This is a genomic window from Aeromonas sp. ASNIH8, from assembly GCF_002919855.1.
Taxonomy (GTDB): domain Bacteria; phylum Pseudomonadota; class Gammaproteobacteria; order Enterobacterales; family Aeromonadaceae; genus Aeromonas; species Aeromonas caviae.
The window spans coordinates 42,830-58,883 of record NZ_PQLN01000017.1 but is presented as its reverse complement, the minus strand read 5'-3'; the positions used below and the strand labels follow the sequence as shown (position 1 = coordinate 58,883).

Below are 16,054 nucleotides of genomic sequence, written 5' to 3'. Positions count from 1 at the left end.
TGCTGAAGCAAAACAAATCACGTAATCTAAGCATGGCCAACAAGCGCAGGCTCTGCTGTCTGAATGAACAATATTTGTTCGAATGTATGGGGTTGTTCAAAGTATAAACACTGATGCGTCAGCCCTGGATAACCGCCAGACGCAAAGCCAGTTTAAATGCGCTGCGTGTGGTTATGAGGCGAACGCCGATGTGAACGGCGCTCGCAATATTTTAGCGGCGGGACACGCCGTTTTAGCCTGTGGAGGCGTGGTGCAATCAGGCCGCCCGATGAAGCAGGAACCCGGTACTGCGCGAGCAGCTATCACCCAGTAATGGGAATCCCCCTCCTGTGACGCGAAGCGCTAAGGTGGGGGAGGATGTCAACAAGGTTTCCGGATCTACCTTAGGCCATCGGCACATCAACCGATCATCACGACCGAACTCTGGTCTGACAGAGAGTGCTTACACCTGAGGAAAGAACAATGAAAAAGACAGCATTGACGATGGCCATCTCCAGCCTGCTGCTGGCCGGTGGTGCACAGGCCGCCAACGTTTACGATCAGAATGGTACCAAACTGGACATCGGCGGCCGCGTCAACGGCATGTACTACGGCACCGATGACAACGCCACCGAAGGCGATGCCAGCTACCTGCGTCTGCACATCGCAGGTGAAACCAAGGTTGACGAGGATCTGACCGCGTTCGGCTTCGCCGAGTACAACCTGCCGGTCTCCGGTTCTGACAACGACGAGCTGCGTTACGCCTATGCGGGCATCAAGCACGATCGCTTCGGTGCCTTCAGCTACGGCCGCCAGGACGGTCTGTTCACCAAGGCGGTGAACAACTACACCGACGTGCTGCCGGAGTGGGGTGGTGATGGTCTGGGCAAGGACACCGAGGTGTTCGGCACCGGTCGTACCAACGGCCTGGCCCAGTACATGTACAACTGGCAGGGGCTGACCCTGGGTGCCCAGTTCACCGGCAACAACGACCCGCAGAACGCGAGCCGCAGCGAGCGCGTCGGCCCGAACAGCACCTGGAGCCCGAAAGGTTCTTCCGAGGGGTATGCCCTCTCTGCCAACTATTACTTCAACATGGGCCTGAGCCTGGGTGCCGCCTACAACCAGGCTGGCAAGACCGACGAGCAGGCCGAGAACGTGAGCTTCGGCGGCGACAACGACGCCAAGCTGTTCGGGGTGGGCGCCAAGTATGCCGTCGGCAACCTCTACATGGCCGCCACCTACTCCCACGGTGAAGATCACCTCTTCGTGGACACCGGCTCCATGCGCGGTTACGCCGAGAAGATGGATGGCTACGAAGCGGTCGTGCAGTACAACATCACGCCGAAGTTCAAGCCCTCTCTGGCCTACCTGCGTACCGACGTGAAGGACAGCGCTCACGGCATCGATGACACCGCGACCGAATACGTCTCCGTGGGTGCCTGGTACAACTTCACCGACAACTTCAATGCCTACGTGGACTACAAGATCAACCTGCTGGACGAAGTGGGTTCCACCGGCAAGAACAGCCTGAACAAGTCCACCGACGACATCGTCGCCGTGGCCCTGCAGTACAACTTCTAAGTCGTCCCAGACGCACTGCACATCCCAGGACCGGCCCATGTGGCCGGTCTTTTCGTTGCTGGCGGACCGCGCTGGATGACAAGAGCGGCACGCCGGGGTTCAGCAATGGCCCCGTGTGGTCGATACCCTTGTTGTCGGGGCCGGTGCGTGGCTGTGCTTGCCATGAGGCAGTGATGGGGCGATGATCACGCCCCGTGGTCAAGATCCTATCTTTCCTCGACGCTTTTCATTATTTCTATATAGGCTTGCGTTGTCCCGACAGGGAAAGCGGGGCTGGTTGGCATGTCGCAGCTCCGGTGCGGGGCAATTTCGGGAAATGGACGTAAGGGCGTTATATGGCGAGCATATTGGATTCAGTGGATCAACGTACCCAGCTTGTAGGGGAGAATCGCCTGGAACTGCTGATGTTCCGTTTGGGTGCCCAGCAACTGTTTGCGATCAACGTCTTCAAGGTGCGGGAAGTGGTCAAGCTGCCCCATCTGAACAAGATGCCGGGGTCCCACCACAACATCAGCGGCGTCGCCAACATTCGCGGCGTCTCCATCCCCGTCATCAACCTGCGCGGTGCCATCGGGATGCGTCCCATGGTCATCGATCAGGAGTCCAACCTCATCATCACCGAGTACAACCGCACCATTCAGGGATTCCTGGTGGGGCAGGTGGCCCACATCGTCAACATGACCTGGAAGGACATACTGCCGCCGCCCCGTTCGGCGGGTCGTGCCAACTACCTCACCGCCATTACCCGCATCCCGGAAGGGGGGGTCGACCAGATTGTCGAGATCATCGACGTGGAGAAGGTGCTGGCGGAGATCATCACCTATGACGTGCGCATCTCGTCCGAGGTGCTGGACGAGGAGATCCTGCCCCAGATGCAGGGACGCCGGGTGCTCATCGTCGATGACTCCAGCACGGCCCGCAACCAGGTGCGCGAGACCCTCGCCCAGCTCGGGCTCGAGGTCATCGAGTGCCAGGACGGCTTGCAGGCCCTCAAGTTGCTCAAGGGGTGGTGCGATGCGGGCAAGAAGGTGACCGACGAGATCATGCTGATGATCACGGACGCCGAGATGCCGGAGATGGATGGTTATCGCCTGACTCACGAGGTGCGCAGCGATCCGCGCATGTCCGATCTCTTCATCACCCTCAATACCTCCCTGAGCGGCAACTTCAACGAGGCCATGGTCAAGAAGGTGGGGTGTGATCGCTTCATCTCCAAATTCCAGCCCGACTTGCTGGTGGACGTGGCACAGCAGCGGATGCGGCAGATCCTGGGCCGTTGAACCCGGCACGCCGAACCATGAAAAAGCCCCCGCCATGCGGGCAATGCTGTTCACTTAAGAGAATTTGAGTTCCAGTCCACGTAGTATCAGGACAAAAAAGCGAGGGAGGCATGATGCCTCCCTCTTTCTATTGCAAGCCCCGCTGGATAAAGGCTGGAGGAAGATCGACTGGACACAGCCTTGCCCCCTCAACTCAAATCCAATTTATGAATAATCAGTCAAAAAAGTGCTTATCTGAACAGCATTGCCCGCCATGCGGGGGCTTTTTGCTGGGCAAGGGGAAGGGCCAGGGGCCCGGCCACCGGGCTACTGAGTCAGCAGAGGCTCGACAAAGCGGGCGACCTTGTCGCGGATCCGGGGCTGGGCGGTGGCCGTCGGGTGCAGTCCATCGTTCATCATGAGTTCAGGGCGCAGCACAATATCATCCAGAAAGAAGGGCATCAGCGGTAGGTCGTTGGCCTTCGCAAGATCCGGGAAGATCTGCTCGAACTGTTGCAGATAGCGCGCCCCATAGTTGCGGGGCAGCAGGATCTGGGTCAGCACCGTCTTCGCCTGGTGCGCCCGGGCGAGCTCGATCATCTTGGTCAGGTTGGCCCGGGTGATGGCGGGAGCAAAGCCCCGCAGCCCGTCGTTGGCGCCGAGTTCGATCAACACCCAGTCCGGTTTGTGGGTTTCGAGCAGAGCGGGCAGGCGGGCCAGGCCGCCCTGGGTCGTTTCACCGCTGATGCTGGCATTGATGAGGGTGTGTTCTCCCCCCTGCTGCTGCCACTTTTCATTGAGCAGGGCAGGCCAGCTCTGTTCGGCCTGCATCTGGTAGCCGGCACTCAGGCTGTCGCCCAGTACCAGCAGGGTCTGGGCCTGGACGGACGCTGCCCAGCAGCACAGGCAACTCACGGCAAACAAGAGACGCATCATGCAGTCAACTCCCACGTTCTATTGTCATTACAGGTTCAGGCAAACAGGATACCCAAGATGAGTTCAACGCCCATTATCGCCGTCAGGGGGCTCGGTAAAACCGTTCGCCTCGGTCAGGAAAGCCTCACCATCCTTGAAGGGATCGATCTGCAAGTCAATACCGGCGAGACGCTGGCGCTGGTCGGTGCGTCCGGTTCCGGCAAGTCCACCCTGCTCGGTTTGCTGGCCGGTCTCGATCTGCCGAGCAGCGGCGAGATAGAGATCCTCGGCCACTCCCTCACCCGGCTGGACGAGGAGGGACGCGCCAGGCTGCGGGCCGAGCAGGTGGGGTTCGTGTTCCAGTCGTTCCTGCTGCTGCCCACCCTGAGCGCCCTGGAAAACGTCATGTTGCCGGCCGAGCTGCGGGGGGAGACCGACAGCGAGCCCCGTGCCCGGGAGCTGCTGGCCCAGGTCGGTCTGGGAGAGCGGTTGCACCACCTACCGCCGCGCCTCTCCGGCGGCGAGCAGCAGCGGGTCGCCATTGCCCGTGCCTTCATGACCCGCCCCAGCCTGCTGCTGGCGGACGAGCCCACCGGCAACCTCGACAGCAAGACAGGGGAGACGGTGATCGAACTGCTGTTTCGTCTCAACCGCGAGCACAACACCACCCTGGTGGTGGTGACCCATGACCATGAGCTGGCCCAGCGCTGCCAGCGGCAGCTGGTGATGTCAGCCGGGCGGCTGGAGGCACAGGCTGTCATGGCGGCCAGGGTGGGAGAGCTGTCATGAGTCAGTGGAGACAGAGCTGCACCAGGGGATCGTTGGCAGCAGCATGGACGGTGAGGGAGGCGTCATGAGTCAGTGGCGACTGGGATTGAAGCTGCTGCGCCGGGAAGGGTTCAGCGGCGAGCTGCGCTGGTTTGTGCTGGCGCTGGCGCTGAGCGTCGCCTGCGTGCTCAGCGTGGCTCTGGTGGCGGATCGGCTGGACGTGGGGCTCAAGGCCTCCGGGCGGGATTTCATCGGAGGGGACAGGGTGCTGCGCTCCGCGACGCCGGCACCGGCAGAGTGGCTGGCGCAGGCGCATCAGGAGGGGCTGGCCGTGCAGACCACGGTCAGCTTCAACAGCATGCTGTTTCACGGTGATACCCTGCAACTGGCCTCCATCCGCGCCGTGCCCGGGGATTTTCCCTTCTACGGCAAGCTGGAGCTCACTCCCCAGCGCGCCCCGGCGCCCGGCGAGATCTGGCTCTCCGCCAGGGTGATGCAACTGCTCGGCGCCAAGGTGGGGGAGGCACTCGAGGTCGGCAACACCCGGCTGACGGTGGCAGGGGAGCTGGGCCAGGAGCCGGATCAGGGGTTCAGCCCCTTCCAGATGGCGCCAAGGGCCTTGATCCACAGCGCCGATATCGAGGCGACCGGGGCCCTGCTGCCGGGCAGTCGCCAGCAGTGGCGCTATCTCGTCAAGGGGCCCCGTGACGCCATCGCCCGCTATGAGGCCTGGCTCAACACCAGGCTGAGCGCCGGGCAGAAGCTCGTCAAACCCGACGATCAGGGTACCCAGGTGGGGAAATCCCTGGGCAATGCCGAGCGCTTCTTCCGTCTGGCATCCCTTGCCGGCGTGCTGCTCGGCGCCCTGGCCATGGGGATAGCGGTGCGCCATTTCGCCGAGCGCCAGACCAACATGGTGGCCCTGCTCAAGACCCTGGGGGCCTCGCGGCGCACCCTGTGGCAACTGATGGGCACCCTGCTGTTCTCCCTGACCCTGGTGGGGGCCCTGATGGGGCTGGTGGCGGGCAGCGCCATGCAGTGGCTGACCCTGAACCTGCTGGGGGATCTGCTGCCTGCGGATCTGCCGCCCCCCTCCTGGCGACCCTTCGCCCTGGGCCTTGCGGTCGCCTTCTTCATCACCCTGATGCTGGCGTTCGTCCCCTTCCTGAGGCTGCTCAAGGTACCGCCGCTGCGGGTGCTGCGCCGGGAGCTGGAGGCGGGGATCCCTCCCTGGCTGACGGTGCCCGTGGGGCTCATCGGGCTGTTTGCCCTGGTGTGGGGCTTTACCGCCGACATCAGGCTGGCCTGCGGGCTCATCGGCGGCATGGGGGTGTTGATGGCGCTGCTGGCCCTGCTCGCCTCCGTGCTGCTGCGTCTTGGCAGTCGGCTCAAGGGGCCCCATGCCCTGCGCCTGGCCATCAATCACCTCTCCCGTGAGCGGGGCAGTGGTCTGTTCCAGCTGGCGGGTTTCGCCCTGGCCCTGATGCTGTTCGGGCTGCTGTGGGCGGCGCGGGTCGATCTGCTGGAGGATTTTTCCACCCGGTTGCCTGCCGACGCCCCGAACCGCTTCCTGGTCAATGTGGCGGACAGCGAGCGGGAAGGGATCCTGGCCGATCTGCACCGGGCCGGGGCCATCACCTCGGACTTCTACCCCATGGTGCGCGGGCGCCTGACCCGTATCGCTGGTGAGGCGGTGGGGGAGGATGCGGCGCGGGAGGGGGTGGACAGAGAGCTCAACTTCACCACCACATCGGCCCTGCCCGCCGACAACAAGGTCACTGCCGGTCAATGGCTGGCCGGCAAGGGGGAGGTCTCCGTCGATGAGGCGCTGGCGGGACGGCTCGGCATCGCGCTCGGAGACGTGCTCGGCTTCACCATAGAGGGGCGGGCGTTCGAGGCCAGGGTGACCAGCCTGAGGTCCATCAAGTGGGACAACATGAGGCCGAACTTCTACATGATCTTCTCGCCGGACGTGCTGGCCCCCTTCTCCCAGACCTGGCTCGGCAGCTATCGTCTGCCGCCTGAGGGGCGAGGGGCAGAGGTGGAACTCATCCGCCGCCACCCCACGGTGAGCCTCATCGATGTGGAGGATCTGATAGGCCGCCTCACCCTGGTCTCCGATCAGGTGAGCCGCGCCCTGGGGTTGATGCTCGGGCTGGTGACGGTAGCCGCCCTGCTGGTGCTGCTGACCCAGACCCAGGCCGGCATGGCCCATCGGCGCCGGGAGCTGCTGCTGATGCGCACCTTGGGGGCGGGCAGCGCCCTGCTCGAGAAGATGCTGCGCTGGGAGCTGGTGGCGAGCGGTGCCCTGGCAGGGCTCTGCGCCGCCATGGTGGTGGAGCTCTGCTCCTTCGGTCTGCAGTGGTGGTGGGAGGGAGCGCAGTGGCAGTTCCACTGGGCCATCTGGGCTGCACTCCCCCTGCTTGGGGCCGTGCTGGTGACCCTGGCTGGACAGGGCATGCGCCGCCAACTGCTGGCGGGTACCCTGAGCGACCGGCTCAGGGGACTGGGGCAGGGGCTGCTCTGATGGCTCGACACATCCCGACCTCGGTCGGGATGTGTCATTGGGTCAACGGGGTGAGTGCAGCAGATTGTCCAGAGCGCCGGGCAGGGCCGAGAAGCTGAAGTGAAAACCGGCCTGCTGCAAGCGGGCGGGCAGCACGTGCTGTCCGGTGAGCAGCAGATCCGCCGCCTCTCCCATCAGGAGTCGCAGGAGGGGTGCCGGTACGAAGAAGAGGTGCGGTCGATGGAGCGTGGCGGCCAGGGTCTCGCTGAACCGGCGATTGCTGACCGGTTGCGGGGCCGTGCCGTTGAAGATGCCGTCACACTCGCCGTGCTCGATGAGAAACAGCATGGCCCGCACCAGATCCTGCACGTGGATCCAGCTCATCATCTGGGTGCCGCTGCCCATGGGGCCGCCGAGGCCGAGGCGGTAAGGGGGCAGCATCCTGGGCAAGGCGCCCCCCTCCATGCCGAGTACCAGGCCGATGCGCAGGATGCAGACCCGGGTCTGGGCCGAGCGGGCCTGCTGGGCAAGCTGCTCCCACTGCTGACAGAGACGGTGGGTGAATTCGTCGTGAGGGCTCTGGCATGTTTCATCCAGAGGAGCGTCATCCTGGCGGCCATACCAGCCGATGGCGGAGGCATTGAGCAGCAATCTGGGGGGCGTGCTGGATAGTTTGACGAGATCCACCAGCTGTTCGGTCAGCAGCCAGCGGCTGTTGCAGAGCAACTGCTTGCGGGACTCGCTCCAGCGTCCGGCGGCGATGGGTTCGCCGGCCAGGTTGATGACGATGTCCACGTCATTGAGGTGATCCAGCCTGTCCAGGCTGTCCAGCAGGGTGACATCGTGGCCGAGCAGCTCGTAGGCCCGGCTGCCCTGGCGGGTCAGCACGACTACTTCGTGCGCCACCTTGAGGTGTGCCACCAGACGGCGGCCGATAAACCCCGTGCCCCCCGTGATCAGTATCTTCATGTCCTGCCTCCCTGACGCTCTAGGGTCTACTCTAGAGCCTGGGTGCCCGATGGACAAGCTCCTGTTTTTATAAGCATTATGATTTTTGTCTCCCAAGACGCCGCCCCCTTTGTCCACGGGGTTGCCGGGTGTTGCGACCACGGGGGGGCGCCGTGGCGCGGCGGTATCAGGGGCTCATTCCGGCTTGCCAAACGGGCGCCAGCGGGTAAACTCGAGCGCTTTTTCGCCATGTTCATGAGGGCCGTTATGCCATTTCGACGTTTGAAGGTGCGTCAATTCTATGTCCGGCTGCTCTGTGCCTTGCTGGCCGGTCTGTTGCCCATGCTCCTTGGGCTCGTCATCGTCATCTGGCAGACCGCCACCGGCGTGAAACAGGATGCGGTGGCGCGCCTGGAACATGCCAGGGTCATGTTCGACCGCACTCTGGACAATGCCCAGTTGGCGGCGTCGGCCCTCACCGGCAGCCTGGGCAGGCCCTGTCTCGAGGTGGTGCAGGGGCTCAGGGATCAGGTGGCCACGGTGCCGGATGTGCGCAGCGTCAACCTGGCCAGGGGGGATCGGATCTACTGCTCTTCCCTCTATGGCCCGGTCGATGGCGGCATCAAGCTGGATGACTATGTCGGGGGCAGGCTCGACCTGATGAAGGGCAACCCGGTCACCCCGAATCGCCCCCTCATCGCCTACCGGGAAGAGGTGGGCGAGTTCAGCGTGCTGGTGGGGGTCGACGGCTACTACCTGCTCAACATCCTGGACATGCTGAGCCGCAACTCCCCACTGGGGCTGGTGGTCGGCAACGAGATGCTGCTGCGAAACAGCGAACTCACCGACAAGCTGATCCCCAAGGATCGCAATGGCTATCTCGAACAGGTCTCGACCAGGTACCCGTTCAAGGTAGTGACCACGGTGTCGGTGGATGAGTACCGTGCCCACATCTGGGACTACTCCAAGGTGGGCGTCATTATTTATCCTCTGCTGAGCCTGCTGCTCGGGGTGGCGGTCTTCTGGCTGATGGGCCGTTCGACTTCGCCGGCCCAGGAGCTGAAACGGGCACTGTCCCAGCAGGAGTTCATCCCCTATCTGCAACCCGTGGTGAACGGGGAGGACGGCCAATGGAGCGGTTGCGAGGTGCTGATGCGCTGGCAACACCCCCGTCAGGGGATGATCTCGCCGGATCGCTTCATTCCCCTGGCAGAGGACAGTGGCCTCATCGTGCCCATGACCCGGCTGTTGATGGCGCAGGTGCGCGAACAGTTTGCGGGCAAGGCGCACCATCTGCCGCGAGGGTTCCACTTCGGCTTCAACATCAGCGCCAGCCACTGCAAGGATCTGAGCCTGGTGGAAGATTGCCGGGATTTCATCAACGCCTTCAAGGGGAATCCCATCAAGCTGGTGCTGGAGCTGACCGAGCGCGAGCTCATCGTGGCGGACGAGACGACGGACCGGCTCTTTGCCGAGCTCCATGCCCTCGGGGTCTTCATCGCCATCGACGATTTCGGCACCGGCCACTCCAGCCTGACCTACCTGCAGACCTTCCAGGTCGACTTCCTCAAGATCGATCAGAGCTTCGTCGGCATGATTGGGTCGGACGCGCTCTCCAGCCACATCGTGGAGAACGTCATCGATCTGGCGACCCGGCTCGGTCTGCAACTGGTGGCGGAAGGGGTGGAGAATCAGGTGCAGGCCGACTATCTGAAGGCCCGCGAGGTGACCTTCCTGCAGGGCTACCTGTTTGGCAGGCCCATGCCCATGAAGGAGTTTGTCAGCCAGCTGGCCGGCCAGGGGCGCTGAGGGGAAAGCGCGAGGCAAAAAAAACCAGCGACCGGGTCGCTGGTTTTTTTATGGCCGAATGGTTCAGAGCATGCGGGCCAGGGCGCGGCACAGACGCTGAACACCCTCTTCCGTGGTCGCCTCATCCACACAGGAGAAGCTCAGGCGCAGGGTGTTCTGGATCTCGGGGCGCACATAGAAGGGGGCGCCGGGCACGAAGGCCACCTTCTCCTTGATGGCCTCGTCGAACAGGGCCATGGCACTGACGCTGGGCGGCAGGGTCAGCCAGAGGAACATGCCCCCTTCGGGACGGGTGTAGCTGACGCCGGGCGGACAGTGGCGGGCGAGGGCGGCTTCCATGGCGGCACGCTGGCGACCATAGACCTCCTTGATCTTCTCCAGGTGAGCGTCGAGGGAGTTGTCGGTCAGGAAGCGGTGCAGCACCTGTTGGCTGAAGGCGTTGCTGTGCAGGTCGGTGGCCTGCTTGGCGATGGTGACCTTCTTGCGCAGCCAGTCCGGCACCACCATCCAGCCCAGGCGGAAGGCGGGTACCACCGTCTTGGAGAAGGACCCGAGCAGCACGGTGTTGTGGGGGGCCAGCTTGGCGATGGGGGGCAGGTGCTCCCCTTCGAATCGCAGCTCGCCGTAGGGGTCGTCTTCCACCATCAGCAGATCGTGGCGCACCAGGCGCTCCGCCAGGGCTTCCCGGTTGGCGCGGCTGTAGGATACACCACTCGGGTTCTGGAAGTTGGGCACGCCGTAGAGCAGCCTGGCGCTGGAGCCCTGCTCCAGCAGCGCATCCAGCGCGGCCAGATCCAGCCCCTCTTCCGCCAGGGTGATGGGCTTGAAATTCGGTTGATAGACGGAGAACGCCTGGATGGCGCCAAGGTAGCCCGGCTCTTCGATGATGAGATCCTGCCCCTCGTTCACCAGCACCTTGCCCAGCAGATCCAGCGCCTGCTGGGAGCCGCTGGTGATGAGGATGTTGTCAGGATTGACGGTCATGCCGTGGCGGCTCAGGTAGCGGTCGGCGATGAACTGGCGCAGCGGGGCAAAGCCCTCGGTGGTGGCGTATTGCAGCGCGGCGGCTCCCTGCTCGCGCAGCACGTCCTGGCACGCTTGCTCGATGGCCTTGACCGGGAACAGATGGGGGTTGGGCAGGCCGCCGGCGAAGGAGATGATCTCCGGATTGGCGGCAACTTTGAGGATTTCGCGGATAAAGGAAGGCTCGACCTTCTCGAAGCGCTGGGCAAAAAACGGCTGCATAGGGTTCTCTCTGACTAGGTGGCGGTCGCTCCATTCAACCGCCAGGTTATCCGTTTGTATCAGATTTCAGAAATGAGGCAATGGCTGTCACAAAAATCCATAAAAAAGGGCAGGTTTGGCACCTGCCCGAATTTTATCGTCCCGACCCCGGTCAGGGGCGCAAAAACCCCTGTCAGGGGGGCATCGGGCGGGATGGGGGTCAGAGCCCCGGCGCCTTGAGGAAGCGGATCATCAGGTCGGTATTGGCCCCGAGCTGCTGCTCGATCCGGCCCGGGAAGAGCTCGGCCATCTTGTCGAGGCGATCATGCTCCGTGTGCCAGATCTTGCCCCACTGGGTCTCGCTGTCCCGGTCGCAGGCGCTCTTGGTGGCGTCGTCGTAGCAGTCCCACAGCGCCGGATTGGTGCTCTGGGAGTAGCCGTCATAGCCATCTTCCCCGTTGATGGTGAAGTTGGTGGCCTCCACGTAGGCGATGGGCACCCCCAGGCAGGCAAAGGGAGCATGATCGGACCAGCTGCCGGTCTCCCCTTCCGGGTAGCCGCTGTAGCTGGGGTGGATGGCGAACGGGGTGGCGGTCTGCTGGGAGATGGCCAGCAGGCGATCGCGCACCTTGGGATCGAAGCTGTAGCGGCTCGGGTCGGCGCAGTTGTACTCGGCCACGTCGGAGTGGGCCGAGTGGACATAGACGATGTCACCCCCGGCGATGGTGTCGTAGTTCACCATGGCCAGCAGCTTGGCGACGGCGTCGGTGTCGAGACTGGCGGCATAGGCTCTGGAGCCGTTGAGGCCGTTTTCCTCGGCGCCGAAGAAGGCGAAGCGCACCGTGTAGGGCAGGGTCTCTCCCTTGAGTGCCTCGGCAACTGCCAGCAGGGCGGCGACGCCGGCCCCGTTGTCGGTGGCGCCTTCGGATCCTTTCTTCTCGCCGGTGCTGTCATAGTGGGCACCGATGAGGATCACCTTGTCGCTCTGACCCTTGAGCTCGGCGACGATGTTCTGGGAGGTTCGGTCTGTGCCGCCCCGGGTGTAGGTGAATGGCTGGTTCTGCACCTCGTAACCCCAGCCGGCCAGGTGATCCTGGATCCAGGCGGCGGCGCGGGTTTCGGCCTCGGTGCCCGTGGGACGAGCGCCTATCCCTTCTGCGCCAGAGCTCAGTTGCACCAGAAACTCATGGGCCTGAGCGGCGGGGGCAGGGGGTTGGGAGTCGTTGTCAGAGGGGTTGCAACCGGCCAGCAGGGCAGGCAGGGCGAGGGCCAACAGGGTTTTCTTCATACTGCAATCCTTTGTTGTATATGGTTTTATTTTTCCGCGTCAGGATGAACCCGACGTCCGGCAGATTCTGTGAAGGGGGTGGCATTTGTCAACCTTGCCGGTGGAAGTGGGCAGTCCCGGGGGATTTGTTGTGGGAAACACTTGCGCCTTGTGCCTATCTTGGGATAATTCGCTCCCCTGTTTTTGCGAACTGATGCAATAACGAGCGATCCATTTATGTCGGCTCTGTTCCAGAGCGATGCAATAACGAGCAATTTACTATGTCTGTGACCCAAGATGTGTTTAACGAAGACGGCAAGTTCATGCGCAAGATCCGCAGCTTCGTCCGTCGCGAAGGCCGCCTGACCAAAGGGCAGGAGAAGGCCCTGGAAGAGCTCTGGCCGGTCATGGGCATCGATTTCGCACCAGAGCCGCTCGACATGGTGGCCCTGTTTGGCCGCGAGGCACCCGTGGTGCTGGAGATCGGGTTCGGCATGGGCGCCTCCCTGGTGGAGATGGCCAAGAACGCCCCCGAGAAGAACTTCATCGGCATCGAGGTGCACTCTCCTGGTGTAGGCGCCTGCCTTGGCACCGCCCAGGAGGCGGGCGTCACCAACCTGCGCGTCATCTGCCACGATGCGGTGGAAGTGTTGGAGCACATGATCCCGAACGGTTCTCTCTCCTGCCTGCAGCTCTTCTTCCCGGACCCCTGGCACAAGAGCCGCCACCACAAGCGCCGCATCGTGCAGCCTGCCTTTGCCCAGGATATCCGCCAGAAGCTTGCCATCGGTGGCGTCTTCCACATGGCCACCGACTGGGAGAACTACGCCGAGCACATGCTGGAGGTGATGAGTGCCGCCGAGGGGTACGAGAATACCTCCGCCACCGGCAACTGGGTGCCCCGTCCCGACTGGCGCCCCCTGACCAAATTCGAGCAGCGTGGCCATCGTCTGGGCCACGGTGTCTGGGATCTGATTTTCAAACGAGTCAACTGAGTCAACGTATCAACTAAGGAGCTTTCATGGCCAACCGTAGCCGCCGTCTGCGTAAGAAACTGCGCGTCGATGAATTCCAGGAAATGGGGTTCGACATCAGTTTCAACTTCCCGGTCGGCACCGCCGAAGAGACCATTGATGCCGTGGTCGATGCGCTGATCGACGAGGTGATTGAGCCTCGCAAGCTGGCCTTCGCCGGCTCGGGTCACCTGGCCTGGGAAGGGATGATCTGCACCCAGCAGCTCGGCAAGTGCACCGACGAAGACCGTTCCGCCGTTCAGACCTGGCTGCAAGGCAAAGGGCTGGAGGCCGTGGTGGTCACCGAGCTGTTCGATCTCTGGTACGGCGAGCCGGCCTGATATCTGACTGCCTCCCGGGCAGATAGAAAATCCCGCCGCCGGCGGGATTTTTGTCGGTGGGCTGGCCCCGCCTCGTTTCACGTCATGGAATAGCCAATGGTGTTGTCATCCGAATTACTGGCCGGCATCCTGGAAGAGGTGCGTCCGCTGCTCGGGCAGGGGAAGGTGGCCGATTACATTCCCGCCCTGGCCCAGGTGCCTGCCGACCGGCTGGGGATCGCGGTCTGTACCGTTGAAGGGGAATTGTTCACCGCAGGTGACGCTTTCGAGCCTTTCTCCATCCAGAGTATCTCCAAGGCCCTGAGCCTCACGCTGGCCTTGACCCTCTATCAGGAGGAGGAGATCTGGGCCCGGGTGGGCAAGGAGCCCTCCGGCCAGCCGTTCAACTCCCTCGTCCAGCTGGAGTTCGAGCAGGGTATTCCCCGCAACCCCTTCATCAACGCCGGTGCCCTGGTGGTGAGCGATCTGCTGGAAACCCGGCTCACCGCTCCTCGCCAACGCACTCTGGAGCTGGTACGCCGCCTGTGCGGCAACCCGGCCATCATGGCGGATCAGGTGGTGGCGCGCTCCGAGTACCAGCACTCCGCCCGCAATGCCGCCATCGCCTATCTGATGAAGGCCTATGGCAACTTCGAGAACGAGGTGGACAAGGTATTGCAGAGCTACTTCAATGCCTGCGCCATCCGCATGAGCTGCGTCGATCTGGCACGAGCCTTCGTCTATCTGGCTAACCGGGGCGTCCCTCTTGGCGAGAGCACGCCCCTGCTGCCGGCCCGGACCACCAAGCAGGTCAATGCCCTGCTCGCCACCTGCGGCCTCTATGACGAGGCGGGCGACTTCGCCTACCGGGTCGGCATGCCGGGGAAGTCCGGGGTGGGGGGCGGCATCATGGCGCTGATCCCGGGAGAGCTTTCCATCTGCGTCTGGTCACCCGAGCTCAACAAGGCGGGCAACTCCCTGGCCGGGACGGCGGCGCTGGAGCTGCTGGCCGAGCGCCTGGGCCGCTCCATTTTTTAACTCTCTTCACTATGCATCGAGACGACATCATGAAACGAATGACTGGACTGTGGCGAAGCTGCCTGACCGCCTTGCTGATCTGGTGTGCCTGGCCCGCGCTGGCCGCCGAGCTGCCCCCGCTCTCCCTGGCGGATGCCAAGGGGAAGGAGGCGGTGATCCTGGATACCCGCCCGAGCTATTTCTACCAAGGCTGGCCCATGGACGGGGAGAAGCAGGGGGGCCATGTGGCCGGTGCCGAGCTGCTCTCCGCAGAGTGGAAATACAGTGACGAGGAGTGGCCTGCGGCACTCGTGAGCAAGGGGTTGAAGGCCGACAAACCCGTCGCCCTCTATGGCCCCCCTCGCGAGGTGGCCGAGGTGGCCCGTCTGCTGCGCCAGCAGGGCATCAAGCAGCTGTTCGAGCTGCAGGGATGGAAAGAGGCGCCCCGGGAGCATCTGGCACGCTGGCAGCAGCTGGTCCATCCGCTCTGGCTGGCAGACTTGCAGGCAGGCAAACCGGTCATCGCCGCCCCCAAGGGGGAGTGGAAGGTGTTCGAGGTGGACTGGGGATCCCCCAAGGCCTATCTGCTGAGCCACATTCCGGGAGCCGGCTACATCGACACCAACCGGCTGGAAGGGGAGCCGCTGTGGAACAAGGTCTCTGACGAGGCGCTCAAGGCGCTGCTGCTGGAGAACGGCATCCGTCATGACACCACCGTCATCCTCTATGGCCGCAACACCATGGCGGCGGCCCGTGCGGCCCATCTGATGATGTATGCGGGGGTCGAGGATGTGCGGCTGCTGGATGGCGGGCTGGAGGCCTGGTTCGTGCAGCATCTGCGCACCGAGACCGGGCTGGCCAACAAGTTCACCCCGGCCAAGGAGTTTGGCGTGGCCATCCCGGCCCATCCCGAGTATTACACCACCCTTGACCAGGCCAAGGCCCTGCTCAAGCAGCCGGACGGCGCCCTGGTCAGCGTGCGCACCTGGGACGAGTTCGTGGGCAATACCTCGGGCTACAGCTACATCAAGCCCAAGGGGGACATTCCCGGGGCCAGATGGGGTCACGGCGGGGTGGATGCCAACAGCATGAGCGACTTCCACAACCCGGACGGCACCATGAAGCCCGCCCGCGAGATCCTCGCCATGTGGGATGAGTGGAATATCGAGCCGACCCAGCAGGCCGCTTTCTACTGCGGCACCGGCTGGCGCGCCTCCGAGGCGTTCTTCTACGCCTGGTTGATGGACTGGAAGCGGATCAGCGTCTACGACGGCGGCTGGTTCGAGTGGAGCATGGATCCGGCCAACCCCACCGTCACCGGCGAGCGCAAGCCGGGCAAGTAACTAATAATCCAGAGCAGGCCGGACAGATGTCCGGTCTTTCTTTTCTTGATAGATCATTTTCAATGGCTATAGCAGGTGGATTCTTTCTGTGAATCCTGTTGC

Annotated in this window: 14 protein-coding genes; 10 read left to right on the top strand and 4 right to left on the bottom strand. The window is 63.2% G+C overall.

The genetic code is table 11. From position 1 onward, the window contains the following. Positions 1-82: 82 nt before the first annotated feature. From C3418_RS25065 to C3418_RS06835, 3 genes are all read left to right on the top strand, one after another. Positions 83-313: a zinc ribbon domain-containing protein gene (locus tag C3418_RS25065; RefSeq protein WP_219812686.1), complete on the top strand. Its 231-nt coding sequence runs from the start codon at positions 83-85 to the stop codon at positions 311-313. A gap of 149 nt (positions 314-462) precedes the next feature. Then, positions 463-1,563 (top strand): porin, encoded by a 1,101-nt coding sequence (locus C3418_RS06840; RefSeq protein WP_103858196.1) that lies wholly within the window; start codon positions 463-465, stop codon positions 1,561-1,563. A 335-nt stretch (positions 1,564-1,898) separates the two neighbouring features. Next, the gene (locus C3418_RS06835) at positions 1,899-2,843 is read left to right on the top strand and encodes a chemotaxis protein CheV (protein ID WP_103858195.1); all 945 of its coding nucleotides are present in this window, start codon (positions 1,899-1,901) and stop codon (positions 2,841-2,843) included. Between the two features lie 306 nt (positions 2,844-3,149). On the opposite strand, the gene C3418_RS06830 is transcribed toward C3418_RS06835, so the two are convergent. Then, entirely contained in the window at positions 3,150-3,758 is a 609-nt protein-coding gene (locus tag C3418_RS06830; RefSeq protein WP_103858194.1) for an arylesterase, read from the bottom strand. 57 nt (positions 3,759-3,815) lie between these two features. On the opposite strand from C3418_RS06830, the gene C3418_RS06825 reads away from it, so the two are divergent. Continuing rightward, a complete protein-coding gene (locus C3418_RS06825) occupies positions 3,816-4,526 on the top strand; it encodes an ABC transporter ATP-binding protein (protein ID WP_042016058.1) in 711 nt (236 codons plus the stop codon). Between the two features lie 64 nt (positions 4,527-4,590). Further along, entirely contained in the window at positions 4,591-7,032 is a 2,442-nt protein-coding gene (locus C3418_RS06820) for an ABC transporter permease (protein ID WP_103858202.1), read from the top strand. Positions 7,033-7,074: 42 nt separating this feature from the next. Here C3418_RS06820 and C3418_RS06815 read toward each other — a convergent pair whose 3' ends face one another. Next, positions 7,075-7,980, bottom strand: a complete 906-nt coding sequence (locus tag C3418_RS06815) for a TIGR01777 family oxidoreductase (protein ID WP_052815202.1) — start codon at positions 7,978-7,980, stop codon at positions 7,075-7,077. 246 nt (positions 7,981-8,226) lie between these two features. Between C3418_RS06815 and C3418_RS06810 the strand changes: the two genes are divergently transcribed. Continuing rightward, positions 8,227-9,768, top strand: coding sequence for a cyclic diguanylate phosphodiesterase (locus C3418_RS06810; protein ID WP_039040184.1), 1,542 nt, complete (start codon positions 8,227-8,229; stop codon positions 9,766-9,768). Between the two features lie 63 nt (positions 9,769-9,831). Here the strand turns inward: C3418_RS06810 and C3418_RS06805 are convergent, their stop codons facing one another. Beyond that, positions 9,832-11,013 (bottom strand): PLP-dependent aminotransferase family protein, encoded by a 1,182-nt coding sequence (locus C3418_RS06805; RefSeq protein ID WP_041212430.1) that lies wholly within the window; start codon positions 11,011-11,013, stop codon positions 9,832-9,834. Between the two features lie 199 nt (positions 11,014-11,212). Next, positions 11,213-12,280, bottom strand: a complete 1,068-nt coding sequence (locus C3418_RS06800) for a M28 family metallopeptidase (RefSeq protein WP_103858193.1) — start codon at positions 12,278-12,280, stop codon at positions 11,213-11,215. A 260-nt stretch (positions 12,281-12,540) separates the two neighbouring features. Here C3418_RS06800 and trmB point away from each other — a divergent pair, with 260 nt between their 5' ends. The 4 genes from trmB to C3418_RS06780 all read left to right on the top strand — a co-directional run bounded on the left by trmB (position 12,541) and on the right by C3418_RS06780 (position 15,952). Beyond that, positions 12,541-13,254: a tRNA (guanosine(46)-N7)-methyltransferase TrmB gene (gene trmB / locus C3418_RS06795; protein WP_010675501.1), complete on the top strand. Its 714-nt coding sequence runs from the start codon at positions 12,541-12,543 to the stop codon at positions 13,252-13,254. Positions 13,255-13,280: 26 nt separating this feature from the next. Further along, positions 13,281-13,613: a YggL family protein gene (locus tag C3418_RS06790; RefSeq protein ID WP_039040181.1), complete on the top strand. Its 333-nt coding sequence runs from the start codon at positions 13,281-13,283 to the stop codon at positions 13,611-13,613. Between the two features lie 96 nt (positions 13,614-13,709). Continuing rightward, on the top strand, positions 13,710-14,630 hold the full coding sequence (gene glsB / locus C3418_RS06785; RefSeq protein ID WP_010675499.1) for a glutaminase B: 921 nt from the start codon (positions 13,710-13,712) through the stop codon (positions 14,628-14,630). A gap of 38 nt (positions 14,631-14,668) precedes the next feature. Continuing rightward, a complete protein-coding gene (locus tag C3418_RS06780) occupies positions 14,669-15,952 on the top strand; it encodes a rhodanese-like domain-containing protein (RefSeq protein WP_372587213.1) in 1,284 nt (427 codons plus the stop codon). Positions 15,953-16,054 lie beyond the last annotated feature (102 nt).